The 12,488-nt window shown below is 61.7% G+C and carries 11 protein-coding genes, 1 tRNA gene, 2 rRNA genes and 1 pseudogene (1 of these 15 running past the window's edge); 13 read left to right on the forward strand and 2 right to left on the reverse strand.

What is annotated here, in order from left to right; genetic code table 11:
* The 4 genes and pseudogenes from AC3ANX_RS00280 to AC3ANX_RS00295 form a co-directional block, all read left to right on the forward strand.
* A 23S ribosomal RNA gene (locus tag AC3ANX_RS00280) occupies nucleotides 1-2,666 on the forward strand (it extends 155 nt beyond the left edge of the window).
* A 146-nt stretch (nucleotides 2,667-2,812) separates the two neighbouring features.
* Nucleotides 2,813-2,927 (forward strand): 5S ribosomal RNA (gene rrf, locus AC3ANX_RS00285).
* Nucleotides 2,928-3,002: 75 nt separating this feature from the next.
* Nucleotides 3,003-3,079, forward strand: a tRNA-Met gene (locus AC3ANX_RS00290).
* A 186-nt stretch (nucleotides 3,080-3,265) separates the two neighbouring features.
* Nucleotides 3,266-3,439, forward strand: a pseudogene (locus tag AC3ANX_RS00295) (Arm DNA-binding domain-containing protein); the annotation flags it as partial.
* A gap of 17 nt (nucleotides 3,440-3,456) precedes the next feature.
* Here the strand turns inward: AC3ANX_RS00295 and AC3ANX_RS00300 are convergent.
* Nucleotides 3,457-4,403, reverse strand: a protein-coding gene (locus AC3ANX_RS00300; RefSeq protein WP_488334485.1) for an IS630 family transposase whose coding sequence is annotated in 2 segments (ribosomal slippage) — nucleotides 3,457-4,067 and nucleotides 4,067-4,403 — 948 coding nt in all. Because the reading frame shifts where the segments join, the coding sequence is not laid out codon by codon here.
* A gap of 96 nt (nucleotides 4,404-4,499) precedes the next feature.
* Nucleotides 4,500-5,390: a LysR family transcriptional regulator gene (locus tag AC3ANX_RS00305; RefSeq protein WP_488335071.1), complete on the reverse strand. Its 891-nt coding sequence runs from the start codon at nucleotides 5,388-5,390 to the stop codon at nucleotides 4,500-4,502.
* A 105-nt stretch (nucleotides 5,391-5,495) separates the two neighbouring features.
* Here AC3ANX_RS00305 and AC3ANX_RS00310 point away from each other — a divergent pair, with 105 nt between their 5' ends.
* The 9 genes from AC3ANX_RS00310 to AC3ANX_RS00350 all read left to right on the forward strand — a co-directional run bounded on the left by AC3ANX_RS00310 (nucleotide 5,496) and on the right by AC3ANX_RS00350 (nucleotide 12,391).
* Nucleotides 5,496-6,173 (forward strand): peroxiredoxin-like family protein, encoded by a 678-nt coding sequence (locus AC3ANX_RS00310; RefSeq protein WP_488335072.1) that lies wholly within the window; start codon nucleotides 5,496-5,498, stop codon nucleotides 6,171-6,173.
* Between the two features lie 51 nt (nucleotides 6,174-6,224).
* Complete coding sequence (locus AC3ANX_RS00315) at nucleotides 6,225-6,893, forward strand: glutathione S-transferase family protein (RefSeq protein WP_488335073.1); 669 nt, start codon at nucleotides 6,225-6,227, stop codon at nucleotides 6,891-6,893.
* A 122-nt stretch (nucleotides 6,894-7,015) separates the two neighbouring features.
* Entirely contained in the window at nucleotides 7,016-7,225 is a 210-nt protein-coding gene (locus AC3ANX_RS00320; protein WP_488335074.1) for an SDR family NAD(P)-dependent oxidoreductase, read from the forward strand.
* A 318-nt stretch (nucleotides 7,226-7,543) separates the two neighbouring features.
* A complete protein-coding gene (locus AC3ANX_RS00325) occupies nucleotides 7,544-8,635 on the forward strand; it encodes an MFS transporter (protein WP_488335075.1) in 1,092 nt (363 codons plus the stop codon).
* A 126-nt stretch (nucleotides 8,636-8,761) separates the two neighbouring features.
* Nucleotides 8,762-9,679, forward strand: a complete 918-nt coding sequence (locus tag AC3ANX_RS00330; RefSeq protein ID WP_488335076.1) for an alpha/beta fold hydrolase — start codon at nucleotides 8,762-8,764, stop codon at nucleotides 9,677-9,679.
* 38 nt (nucleotides 9,680-9,717) lie between these two features.
* Nucleotides 9,718-10,167 carry a cupin domain-containing protein gene (locus tag AC3ANX_RS00335; RefSeq protein WP_488335077.1) on the forward strand — a complete coding sequence of 150 codons (450 nt, stop codon included), beginning with the start codon at nucleotides 9,718-9,720 and terminating at the stop codon, nucleotides 10,165-10,167.
* Nucleotides 10,164-10,775, forward strand: a complete 612-nt coding sequence (locus AC3ANX_RS00340) for a hydrolase (protein ID WP_488335078.1) — start codon at nucleotides 10,164-10,166, stop codon at nucleotides 10,773-10,775. The genes AC3ANX_RS00335 and AC3ANX_RS00340 overlap by 4 nt, the downstream gene beginning before the upstream one ends.
* A gap of 47 nt (nucleotides 10,776-10,822) precedes the next feature.
* Nucleotides 10,823-11,533 carry an SDR family oxidoreductase gene (bdcA, locus tag AC3ANX_RS00345; protein WP_488335079.1) on the forward strand — a complete coding sequence of 237 codons (711 nt, stop codon included), beginning with the start codon at nucleotides 10,823-10,825 and terminating at the stop codon, nucleotides 11,531-11,533.
* A gap of 78 nt (nucleotides 11,534-11,611) precedes the next feature.
* A complete protein-coding gene (locus AC3ANX_RS00350) occupies nucleotides 11,612-12,391 on the forward strand; it encodes an SDR family NAD(P)-dependent oxidoreductase (protein ID WP_488335080.1) in 780 nt (259 codons plus the stop codon).
* The last annotated feature ends 97 nt before the right edge of the window (nucleotides 12,392-12,488 follow it).

Consider the following 12,488-nt stretch of genomic DNA (forward strand, 5'->3'; position numbering starts at 1 on the left):
GATGTTTTGTTGAAGTTCGCTTCGATGAAGCTGGGCACGGTTGGGCTAAATGGCGTGAGGTATCATGAGACTGAATACATAGGTTTCGTGAAGCGAACCCGGCGAACTGAAACATCTCAGTAGCTGGAGGAAAAGACATCAACCGAGATTCCGTTAGTAGTGGCGAGCGAACGCGGACCAGGCCAGTGCCTGGAGTTCAACTAGCAGAACGGTTTGGAAAGACCGGCCATAGCGGGTGACAGCCCCGTATGCGAAAGTGAGACTTCAGGACTTGAGTAGGGCGGGACACGTGTAATCCTGTCTGAACATAGGGGGACCACCCTCTAAGCCTAAATACTCGTATGCGACCGATAGTGAACTAGTACCGTGAGGGAAAGGTGAAAAGCACCCCGATGAGGGGAGTGAAACAGTACCTGAAACGGATTGCCTACAAGCAGTTGGAGGGGTCTTGAGCCCTGACAGCGTACCTCTTGCATAATGGGTCTGTGACTTAATGTACCAAGCAAGCTTAAGCCGATAGGTGTAGGCGCAGCGAAAGCGAGTCTGAATAGGGCGACTTAAGTTTGGTGTATTAGACCCGAAACCCGGCGATCTAGGCATGACCAGGATGAAGGTGCGGTAACACGCACTGGAGGTCCGAACCGATTAACGTTGAAAAGTTACCGGATGAGTTGTGTTTAGGGGTGAAAGGCCAATCAAGCCGGGAAATAGCTGGTTCTCCGCGAAAACTATTGAGGTAGTGCCTCGGATGGACACCCTAGGGGGTAGAGCACTGGATGGATGCGGGGGTCGCGAGACCTACCAACTCTAACCAAACTCCGAATACCTAGGAGTGATATCCGGGAGACAGACGGCGGGTGCTAAGGTCCGTCGTCAAAAGGGAAACAGCCCTGACCTACAGCTAAGGTCCCCAAGTCATCACTAAGTGGGAAAGCATGTGGAACTTCCAAAACAACCAGGAGGTTGGCTTAGAAGCAGCCATCCTTTAAAGAAAGCGTAACAGCTCACTGGTCTAAACAAGAGGTTCTGCGGCGAAGATGTAACGGGGCTAAAGTGATGCACCGAAGCTTAGGATGTGGATTTATCCACGTGGTAGCGGAGCGTTCCGTACGCCTGTGAAGCGGTCTGGTAATGGGCCGTGGAGGTATCGGAAGTGCGAATGCAGACATGAGTAGCGATAAAGAGGGTGAGATGCCCTCTCGCCGAAAGACCAAGGGTTCCTGCGCAAGGCTAATCCGCGCAGGGTGAGCCGGCCCCTAAGACGAGCCCGAAGGGGGTAGTCGATGGGAACCACGTTAATATTCGTGGGCCTGGTGGTGTGTGACGGATCTCGTGTGTTGTTCTCCCTTATTGGATTGGGAGGGCTTCGAAGAGGTTCCAGGAAATAGCCCCACCGTATAGACCGTACCCGAAACCGACACAGGTGGTCAGGTAGAGTATACCAAGGCGCTTGAGAGAAGTGTCCTGAAGGAACTCGGCAAATTGCCTCCGTACCTTCGGAAGAAGGAGGCCCTCACTCTGCGCAAGCAGTATGAGGGGGCACAGGCCAGGGGGTAGCGACTGTTTAGCAAAAACACAGGGCTCTGCTAAGTCGGCTTCAAGACGACGTATAGGGCCTGACGCCTGCCCGGTGCCTGAAGGTTAAGTGGAGGAGTGCAAGCTCTGAAATGAAGCCCAGGTAAACGGCGGCCGTAACTATAACGGTCCTAAGGTAGCGAAATTCCTTGTCGGGTAAGTTCCGACCTGCACGAATGGCGTAACGACTTCCCCACTGTCTCCAGGACATGCTCAGCGAAATTGAATTCCCCGTGAAGATGCGGGGTTCCCGCGGTTAGACGGAAAGACCCCGTGCACCTTTACTGCAGCTTCAGAGTGGCATTAGGAAAGAACTGTGTAGCATAGGTGGGAGGCTTTGAAGCGTTGGCGCCAGCTGACGTGGAGCCATAGGTGAAATACCACCCTGTTGTTTTCTGATGTCTAACCTCGATCCATGAAACTGGATCAGGGACCCTCTGTGGCGGGTAGTTTGACTGGGGCGGTCGCCTCCTAAAGAGTAACGGAGGCGCGCGATGGTGGGCTCAGGACGGTTGGAAACCGTCTGTTAGAGTGCAATGGCATAAGCCCGCCTGACTGCGAGACTGACAAGTCGAGCAGAGACGAAAGTCGGTCATAGTGATCCGGTGGTCCCTCGTGGAAGGGCCATCGCTCAACGGATAAAAGGTACGCCGGGGATAACAGGCTGATAACCCCCAAGAGCTCATATCGACGGGGTTGTTTGGCACCTCGATGTCGGCTCATCACATCCTGGGGCTGGAGCAGGTCCCAAGGGTTTGGCTGTTCGCCAATTAAAGTGGTACGTGAGCTGGGTTCAGAACGTCGCGAGACAGTTTGGTCCCTATCTGCCGTGGGCGTCGAAATTTGAGAGGAGTTGACCCTAGTACGAGAGGACCGGGTTGAACGTACCTCTGGTGTACCTGTCGTCGTGCCAACGGCGCAGCAGGGTAGCTATGTACGGACGGGATAACCGCTGAAAGCATCTAAGCGGGAAGCCTCCCTCGAGATAAGATTTCATAGAGCCGTGAAAGACCATCACGTTGATAGATCGGATGTAGAAGTGCGGTAACGCATGGAGCTAACCGATACTAATTGCTCTATTCGCGCTTGAGAGTCCCGCCATCAATGACAATGCTGGATACCAGCCACGTCGGCGAGGCAGATGATCAAATGCCAACGCCTGATACAAACACCCAACACACATATGCACGGCACCGATTTTAAACCAACCAAACACCCACGCGCACCGGCTCCATTGCCTGGTGGCTATAGCGTCTGTGAACCACCCGATCCCATCCCGAACTCGGCCGTGAAACCAGTCTGCGCCAATGGTACTATCGCTTAAGCGATGGAAGAGTAGGTCGTCGCCAGGCATTGAAGCCCGTGCGCGTGCGTGTCACAATACAAGAACCCATTCACTTGTCCCCTCCCCAAAAGGAGGATCCCGGCGCGGGGTGGAGCAGCCCGGTAGCTCGTCAGGCTCATAACCTGAAGGTCACAGGTTCAAATCCTGTCCCCGCAACCAAACTCCCATATTCCAAACCGTCTCAGGATACCCCCGAGGCGGTTTTTTATTGCCTTCTTTCCATCGTTTGCCTCGTCTCACCGGCTTCGCAAGCGTCTCGCTGAATGTCGCTGGATGCCATGACGTCGATTTGCATTTGGGGGTACTTTCAGGGGTAATGCCCGCCAACTCGGCAGGAGTACCCCCATGGCTCTCAAGGAACTTGAAGCGCGCTACGCCACCAAACGCTCGAAGGATTACAAGCTCACCGATGGCGAGGGGCTCTACTTCCTCGTCCGGCTCAATGGCTCCAAGCTCTGGCGGTTCAAGTATCGCTTTGACGGCAAGGAGAAGCTGCTTTCCTTTGGTGCCTATCCCGACACTAGAGCGGTTTTCGATCAGTCTGCATCGTAGCCGCAGGCGGCGAAGTAGTTGGCACATTCCTGGGGCGAGTAGAGATCGAGGATGCGACCGATGGCGTTCCATAGGCCATGGACGGTCCGCTCGGCCGCTTTTCGCAGGTGCGCCTTCAGCTTGGAGAAGGCCTGCTCGATCGGGTTGAAGTCTGGGCTGTAGGGCGGGAGGAAGAGGAGCGTTGCGCCAACGCTTTCGATGGCGGCTCGCACGGCCGGCGCCTTGTGGCTCGACAGGTTGTCCATCACGACCACGTCACCGCGGCCGAGTTCCGGCACGAGCACGCGCGTGACGTAGGTGAGGAACGCATCGGCGTTCATTGGTCCGTCGAGCACCCAGGGTGCTACCATGCCCGTGCGGCGCAGGCCGGCGACGAAGGTCGTGGTCTTCCAATGTCCGAAGGGGGTGCCGGCGCGCAAGCGCTGGCCCCGCCGGCAGCGACCATGGCGCCGCGCCATGTTGGTAGACGCCCAGGTCTCGTCGATGAAGACCAGCTTGTCGGGGTCGAGATCGAGCTGGCCCTCGAACCACTCCTCGCGACGCTTCAGGACGTCGGGACGATCTTGCTCCGTCGCGTGGCCGGTCTTTTTTTGCGCGTGATCCCGTGGCGGGCGAAGAAGCGCCAGAGCGTGGCGATGCTGACGCTCACGCCACGCTCGGCCAGCATCCCACGAAGCTCTGCCAGCGTCGGATCCGGCTGCTGCTCGATCGCCTCCAGAATGAAGGCGGCATGGTCCTCAATCTTGGGACTTCGGCGATCACCGCCCTGCGGCTTGGCCGCCGGCGTGCCATGAGCGAGCACCAGCTGTCGCCAGCGGATCGCGCTTGCCGCGCTGACGCCGAACCGCTCTGCCGCCTGCCGGCAAGACACCCCGCTTTCGACAGCAGCGATGACACGATCCCGAAGATCACGCGATAACGCTCGGCCCATCCATCCCGGCCTCCTTCGCCAGCACGGATCGTGAATCAGAAAACGGGTGCCGTGTGAATCCCCAACGATTCAGCCCCGACGAAAACCGCTCTAAGCTCAGGAGCCGAGCGACGCTGCGAGGTGGTCCACGATCGCGCGCACCTTGGCCGACGGCCTCGGTCCTACCGGGAAGACCGCGAAGACCTCGGCAGGATCGAGCTGGTACGATCCGAGCAGCTGGACGACTTGCCCGCTTTGCAGCTCTTCGCCGGCCATCACGCGCGTGCCTAACGCAATCCCCAGGCCCGCGACGGTTGCCGCCAGCACGCCCGGTGCTGAGTTGATCCAGAACCGCGCCTGGACGTCTAGGGATGTCACCGTTTTGTTGTGGGTGAAGCGCCAGCTCTCGCCGCCGAACGATCCATGCTGAAGAATGCAGTCGTGCCCGGCGAGGTCAGCCGGCGTGCCCGGCTCGCCACGGGCGGAGAGATACGACGGAGCCGCCATGACAAGTCGTTCGACCACAGCGAGCTTCCGCGCACCGAAGGTTGAATCGTCAAGCGGTCCGACATTGATGCGGATTGCGAGGTCAACGCCGTCGGTGATCAGGTTCTGGCGGGCGTCGCTCATGTTTATCTCGACCTTGAGGTCGGGATGGCGATCGAGGAATGGCGTCAGAGCGGGGATGATCGCGCGGGTGCCATACATTAGCGGCATCGCGATCCTGATCACGCCGTGGAGGCTGTCGACGCCGCGGGTCGCCTGCTCGGTCTCCTCGACCTCCGCCAGTAGCCGTCTCGCACGCTCCAGGTAGAGCGCGCCGGCGTCCGTTGGCGAGATGCTGCGGGTCGTGCGCAGCAGCAACGTCGTGCCCAGCCGCGCCTCGAGCGCGCCGACGATCCGCGACACCGAAGGCTGCGATAGCTTCAGCTCGCGCGCCGCGCGCGAGAGGCTCCCGGTGTCCGCCACGCGGACGAAAACGGCCATCTCCTGCCAGCGATCACTCATTTGCAATCCTGATAGATGTTGTCCGCATTGGAAGGATACTCCGTGTTTGGCTGAGAACCTAATTTCCTGCTCACGGCACCTTCGCCGCGGATACGGAGATTTGAAATGAGGCTCCAAGACAAGCTCGACGCGATGCGCGAGGATTTTGAGAACGGACGCTTTCCGCTGGTGCCGACGCAGGCCCAGATCGACACAATGGCGCAGGCGACCCAGTCGCTGATCGACAGCCGGCAGGCCGAGAAGGCCCTCGAGGCCGGCGACGTCGCGCCGGACTTCACGCTGCAGGACGCCGACGGCAATGGCGTGAGCTCGCGCGAGCTGCTGAAGCGAGGGCCGCTGGTGGCGACCTTCTATCGCGGGGTCTGGTGCCCCTATTGCAACTTCGACCTGCAGGCGCTGGAGGAGGTTCGGTCGGAGATCGAGCAGCGAGGCGCCAGCCTTGTCGCCATCTCGCCCCAGAGCCCGGCGAACAGCCGCAAGTCGCAGCGCGACAACAAGCTGGGCTTCCCGATCCTGAGCGACGCCGGCGCTTCCGTTGCCGACGCGTTCGGCCTGCGCTTCTCAATGCCGGACAACCTGATCGAGGTCTACAAGCAGTTCGGCAATGACCTGGCGAGGATCAACGACGATCCGTCGTGGGTGCTGCCGATGCCGGCCCGCTACGTGATCGGGACCGACCGCGTGATCGCCTACGCCGAGGTCAACCCCGACTACACCCGGCGCCCCGATCCTTCCGAGCTTCTGCCGGTTCTCGACCGCCTCCGGGCGGGCGTGGCCGCCTGAAGGAACCCTCAACCGCCGACCCACCACGACTCAAGCGAAGGAGTGAGTACCATGGCTATCAAAATCTACGGCGACCCCGGTTCGGGCAGCCGCCGCCGCGTGACGGCAGCAGCCGCCGCGATGGGCATCGACATCGAGATCGTGAACATCGACCTCTTCAGGGGCGAGAGCCACACGCCGGAGTTTCTCGAACTCAATCCGCATGGCCTATCGCCCGTCATGGTCGACGGCGACTTCGTCCTCTACGAATCCGCCGCGATCAACCTCTACCTCGCCGAGAAGGCCGGCAGCGACCTGGCTGGCAAGAACCTCCGCGAAAAGTATGAGATCCTGCAGTGGATGTTCTGGTCCGGCGAGCAGTGGCGCATCTTCGCAACGCTCACCTTCGACGAGGTCCTCGGCAAGAAGTTCGCGGGCAAGCCCGCGGACGAGACGATCGTCAACCTGGCGGCCAACAAGATCCGTGAGGCGGCTGCGATCCTCGACAAGCATCTGGCCACGCACGACTACATCGTCGGCGATCGCCTGACGCTGGCCGACTTCGACATCGCCGGCCCGTTCTCGCAGAATGAGCGGACGAAGATCCCGCTGAACGAGTTCCCGAACCTGGTCGCTTGGCAGCAGCGTCTGCTCGCCACGGTCCCCGGCTGGGCGGCGACGAAGCGCGAGGTCGATGAACGCATCGACGGCGCGCTCGAAGCGGCGGGCATCAAGCTCTGATGGTCCGGCGCCCGCGTCCGCCCTCTCCCCAGGGGCGGGCGACCGGCGTCCGGGCAGGCGCCGGTGCCACCCCATTCCCCCCTCGGGTGGCGACCGGCGCCAAACCAAAAGGCATTTTTCCGATGAACATCGATCTCGCCGGCCGCACGGCCATTGTAACGGGTTCCACCGTCGGCATCGGCCGCGCGACCGCCGAGAGTCTGGTCCGGGCCGGAGCCATTGTCATCATCAACGGTCGAACACAATCTCCTGCATCGAAGCGCCAAAGCGACTTCGTATCATGCACGAGGGTGGCTGAAACAATTCCGCGGTGTCCCACAACAACGTGTTAGTCGCTGGCAGCAGCCGACCGAGTCAAGTCATGCGACGGGTGGCCTCCGTTGCCGGCTACCGTTGAAAGCCGTCGTTCGCTCGCGCCAGGGCACACAGGCAGATGCGCGGGAGGCTTCACGCGGTCTCCAGCGATGAACTTCCCTGGCAGTATAACGTGCATCGAACGAAGGGTCGTGGCGGTGTCCCATACCCGCTTGGGTGGCATAGGCTACCCGGTCTGGCATTGAAGTTCGCCAGAGTCCGACGACAATGACCGCGATGAAAACCGACTTGGGATACTGGGCGCATTCGGCATCGGCGTCACAGAGTTCGCGCCAATGGGGCTGCTTCCGGCCATCGCGCAGGATCTGGGCGTCTCGATCCCGACGGCCGGGCTTCTCGTCAGCGCCTATGCGCTCGGCGTCGTCGCAGGTGCCCCGCTCATGACGCTGACGACGCGACGGATTTCGCGGCTCACCTTGCTCATTTCGCTCGCCGCGATCTTCACGCTGGGAAACGTGCTTGCCGCAATCTCGGCAAGCTATGCGAGCCTTATGGTCGCGCGCATCCTGACCTCGTTAACCCACGGCACTTTCTTCGGAAAGGGCTCGATGGTCGCGGCCAGCCTCGTAGCGCCGGGCCGGCGCGCTGCGGCGGTCGCGACGATGTTCACGGGGCTGGCTATCGCCAATGTCATCGGCGTGCCGCTCGCAGCATGGGCGGCTGGTCACCTCGGCTGGCGCTTGTCGTTTTGGGGTATCGCCGGGCCTGGGGTCGTCACGATGGTCGCGCTGCGGCTGACATTGCCGCCGCTGCCAGCGCACGGCGACGGCGATGTACGCTCCGAGCTCCGGGTCCTTACGCGCAGAGCCGTCCTTGGCGCTTTCGCGCTGACCGTTATCGGGTCAAGCGCGATGTTCACCGTCTTTACCTACTTCACCGCGACGCTGCGCGATGTACTGCATGCATCGAGCGGGTGGGTGACGGCGATGTTGGCGACCTATGGCGCGGGTCTGACCGTCGGCAACTGGTTTGGCGGGAAATTCGCCGACCGTTCCGTCGATCGGACGCTCGCGGTGACGCTGGCGAGCCTTTCGGCGATCCTCGTGGCGTTCGCGTTCCTGATGCAGAACGTCTGGATCTGTGCGGTGCTCATCTTCCTCTGGGGTATCGCGAGCTTCGCATTGCTGCCTCCGCTTCAGGTGCGCGTGATGACGGCTGCAGCGGCTGCGCCCAATCTCGCCGCGTCTGTAAACATTGCGGCATGCAATCTCGGCAATGCCATGGGCGCGGCGCTCGGCCGTGCGGTGATGACCGCCCGCCTCGGCTACCCAGCGGTTGCACTCGGCGGGGCCGCAACATCGGCGATTGGCCTCGTCATCGTGCTGCTCGGGCTTCGTTGGCGGGGTCGCTCCGGCAGCCGGCCTTAGTTTTACCCGATCGGGTATTGTTAGCGGCCCGGCTTGGGATTGAGCGTCGAACGACGAACGCGGACGGTGAGCGTCGCAGTCGACGTGGCCGACGCGGCCCCGCTCCCTGAAGCTCGAGGACATTTTATGCTGCGCATACTTGCCACCAGTCTGATCGCCTTGCTCTCCGCTGCGTCGGCCGACGCCAGGGTCGTGCCCTTTCCATCGGGCTGCCACGTCCAGGATATCGCGACCAACGCGACGTCGCTGCACGTCCGCATCTGCGGGACCGGACCGGCTGTCGTACTCCTGCACGGTTATGGTGAAACCGGCGACATGTGGGCGCCGCTGGCCACCGACCTTGCTCGCGACCACACCGTCATCGTGCCCGATCTGCGTGGTATGGGGCTCTCGGCGCGACCCGCTGGCGGCTATGACAAAAAGACGCAGGGCTATGACATTGCCGGTGTGCTCGATGCGCTGAAGATCGCCAAGGTCGATCTCGTCGCGCACGACATCGGCAACATGGTCGGCTTCGCCTTCGCGGCCGAGCACCGCGATCGTGTAAAGGCGCTTGTCCTGATGGATGCGCCGCTTCCTGGCGTAGGGCCTTGGGACGAGGTTCTGAAAAGCCCGCTGCTATGGCACTTCCGCTTCGGAGGCCCCGACATGGAGCGCCTCGTCGCCGGTCGCGAGCGCATCTATCTCGATCGTTTCTGGAATGACTTTTCCGCCGATCCCAGGAAGTTCGACGAGGAGTCGCGCCAGCATTATGCTGCGCTCTACGCCCGTCCGGGGGCAATGCATGCGGGCTTCGAGCAATTCAAGGCGTTCGACCAGGACGTGAAGGACGACCAAGCGTTCGTCGCTGCGGGCCCGCTCACCATGCCCGTGTTGGCGATCGGCGGCGACCACTCCTTCGGCCCGGTCATGGCGGTCGTGATGCGCGCCGCCGCCACCGATGTGCAGGAGCGTGTCATTCGCGGCTCCGGCCATTGGCTCATGGAAGAGCAGCCCGCGCAAACTGTGTCCGCAGTCCGTACGTTCCTGGACGCAAAGAAGTGAGCCGGGCCTGGCTCCTGGCCCTCCTGATGGCCACGTCTGTGGCTACCGAAGGCCACGCCGCGCGACCAAGCGAGATCCGCCTCACCCAGACCGAGATTGCGGCGAAACATCGTGTCCACGGCGGGGCGGGAACGTCCGGTGTCACCGGGATCGAGACGATCGTTCTGGCGGGCGATCCTACGGCGTCGGGCCCCTATACGATCGAGCTGCGCGTTCCCGCGAACACCAAGATCGCGGCTCATACCCACCGCGATGATCGAACGGCGGTAGTCGTCTCGGGGGTCTGGCATTTCGGCTATGGCAAAGTCGCGACCGCGGCAACGACCAAGGCGCTGGGCCCCGGAGGCTTCTACAGCGAGCCCGGCGGCGATGCGCATTTCGCGATGACGGGCCGCTGGCCGGTGACGGTCATGATCAGTGGCTTTGGTCCCACCGATACGAACTTCATCGAAGCAGACCATGTGGCGCAACCGGAGAAACGGCCGTGACCTCACCTTCCATGATCCGTGATCCGATCGCTGACCACATGCTGACGCCGGAGAATGCGGCGCTGGTCATCATTGATTTCCAGCCGGTGCAAGTCGGATCGATCGTGACGATGAACAAGCGGCTGCTGGTCAACAACGTCGTCGCCCTCGCACGCACCGCGAAGCTCTACGGGCTTCCCGTAATCCTCTCGACCGTCAATGTCGCAACCGGGCGGAACGCGCCGACGGTCCATCAGATCACCGATGTGCTGCCGGACGTGCTTCCGATCGATCGCACGTCGATCAACGCTTGGGAGGATGAGACCTTCGTCGCGGCGGTGAAGGCTACGGGCCGGTCAAAGCTGGTCATGGTCGCGCTGTGGACCGAGGTGTGTCTGGTCTTTCCGGCGCTCGATGCACTGCACGAAGGCTTTGAGGTGTATGCGGTCGTCGATGCCGTGGCCGGTACGTCCGAGGCAGCGCACCGGGCCGGCCTCGATCGTCTGATACAGGCGGGCGCCGTTCCCATCAGTTGGATCCAGTTCGCTTGCGAACTGCAGCGCGACTGGGCGCGGGCAGCAACCGCCGAGGGCTTTGCCGAGATCGTCTTTGCAGAAGTCGGCCACTGACCACCGCAATCGACCGTCCACCGGTTCACCATTCCAAGGAGATGCATATGACCGGAGAAAAGCGCAACGTCCTCGTCATCGGCGGCAGCCGCGGCATTGGCGCTGCCATCGTCCAGCGTTTTGCCGCAGCCGGCGACCTCGTCACATTCACCTACGCCGGGTCCACGGAAGCAGCAGCGACGCTCGAGCACGACACGGGCGCCGTAGCCATCCGTTCGGATGCTTCGGATCGCGCCGCCATCATCGCCGTGGTCAAGTCGCAATCGAACATCGATGTCCTGGTGATCAATGCTGGCGCGCTGGTAATGGGCGATCCGCTCGCGCTGGATGCCGACGCTGTCGACCGGATGATCGATCTCAATGTTCGCGCGCCCTATCATGCAGCCGTCGAGGCCGCCAGAACGATGAGAGACGGAAGCCGTATCATCGTCATCGGCTCGGTGAACGGAGACAGGATGCCGTTCGAAGGAGGTGCGGCCTATGCGCTGACCAAATCGGCGATGCAGGGCATGGCACGCGGTTTGGCGCGCGACTTCGGTGCGCGCAACATCACCATAAACGTCGTGCAACCGGGGCCGACCGACACCGATATGAATCCGGGCGACGGCCCGATGAGCGACTTCATGCACAGCTTCATGGCGATCAAGCGCCACGTACGCCCGACGGAGGTCGCGGGCATGGTGGCTTGGCTCGCGGGCCCGGACGCGGGCGCGGTGACCGGCGCGCTTCACACGATTGACGGCGGATTCGGCGCATGACCGATTGCCTGTCCACGCGGCATGGCTTTGGCCGCTGGCGTGATTTCTCCTCTTCTGTCTGATCGAAGGACTACGCTCATGAACATCGATCTCACCGGCAAGACCGCGCTTGTTACCGGCTCGACCGAAGGCATTGGCTTCGCTATCGCAAAGGGCTTGGCGAACGCCGGCGCAAGCGTGATCCTCAATGGCCGCACTCAGGAGAAAGTCGACGCCGCGGTAGCGCGCATCGGTGGAAACGCGCGCGGCGTGGCGGCGGACCTCGGCAGCGCAGACGGCCACGCCCGGCTTATTAAGGCCGAGCCGCACGCGGATATCGTCGTCAGCAATCTCGGTATTTTTCAGCCGATCGACTTCTTCGACACGGACGACGAAGTCTGGGACCGCCATTGGCAGGTCAACGTCATGGCCGGAGTGCGGCTCGCCCGAACCTATCTGCCAAGGATGCAGGCGAAGACCTGGGGTCGCTTTTTGCTGCTCGGATCGGAATCCGCCTTTAATATCCCGGCCGACATGATCCATTACGGCGTCAGCAAGACAGCTGATGTTGCGCTCGCCCGCGGGCTCGCCAAGCGCATGGCCGGAACCGGTGTGACCGTGAATTCCGTTCTGCCCGGGCCGACGTTATCTGAGGGCGTTGCAGCGATGCTGGAGGAGGAACGCGCCGCAACGGGCAAACCGATCGAAGATGTCGCCGCTGCGTTCGTCCGTGCATCGCGCTCCAGTTCGATTATCCAGCGCGCAGCGACGGTCGAGGAAGTCGCCAACATGTTCGTCTATCTCGCGTCACCCTTGGCGTCGGCGACCACGGGTGCGGCGCTCCGCGTCGATGGAGGGGTGATCGATAGCCTGATGTGACTTTTGTTGAAGCTGCGAACTTTGGTGGTACGCTGTCCAGGAACAGGCGAGTGTAGCCTTGGGCAGCAAGATAAAGGCCAGTCGAATGATCCGGCTT

The sequence above is a fragment of the Sphingomonas sp. BRN-1R genome (assembly GCF_057748035.1).

What these genes read in the sequence shown, in the direction of transcription:
- AC3ANX_RS00305 (WP_488335071.1), bottom strand. Translation starts at nt 5,390, where the DNA reads ATGAGTGATCGCTGGCAGGAGATGGCCGTTTTCGTCCGCGTGGCGGAC.
- AC3ANX_RS00350 (WP_488335080.1), top strand. Translation starts at nt 11,612, where the DNA reads ATGAACATCGATCTCACCGGCAAGACCGCGCTTGTTACCGGCTCGACC.
- AC3ANX_RS00330 (WP_488335076.1), top strand. Translation starts at nt 8,762, where the DNA reads ATGCTGCGCATACTTGCCACCAGTCTGATCGCCTTGCTCTCCGCTGCG.
- AC3ANX_RS00310 (WP_488335072.1), top strand. Translation starts at nt 5,496, where the DNA reads ATGAGGCTCCAAGACAAGCTCGACGCGATGCGCGAGGATTTTGAGAAC.
- AC3ANX_RS00325 (WP_488335075.1), top strand. Translation starts at nt 7,544, where the DNA reads ATGGGGCTGCTTCCGGCCATCGCGCAGGATCTGGGCGTCTCGATCCCG.
- AC3ANX_RS00320 (WP_488335074.1), top strand. Translation starts at nt 7,016, where the DNA reads ATGAACATCGATCTCGCCGGCCGCACGGCCATTGTAACGGGTTCCACC.
- bdcA (WP_488335079.1), top strand. Translation starts at nt 10,823, where the DNA reads ATGACCGGAGAAAAGCGCAACGTCCTCGTCATCGGCGGCAGCCGCGGC.
- AC3ANX_RS00315 (WP_488335073.1), top strand. Translation starts at nt 6,225, where the DNA reads ATGGCTATCAAAATCTACGGCGACCCCGGTTCGGGCAGCCGCCGCCGC.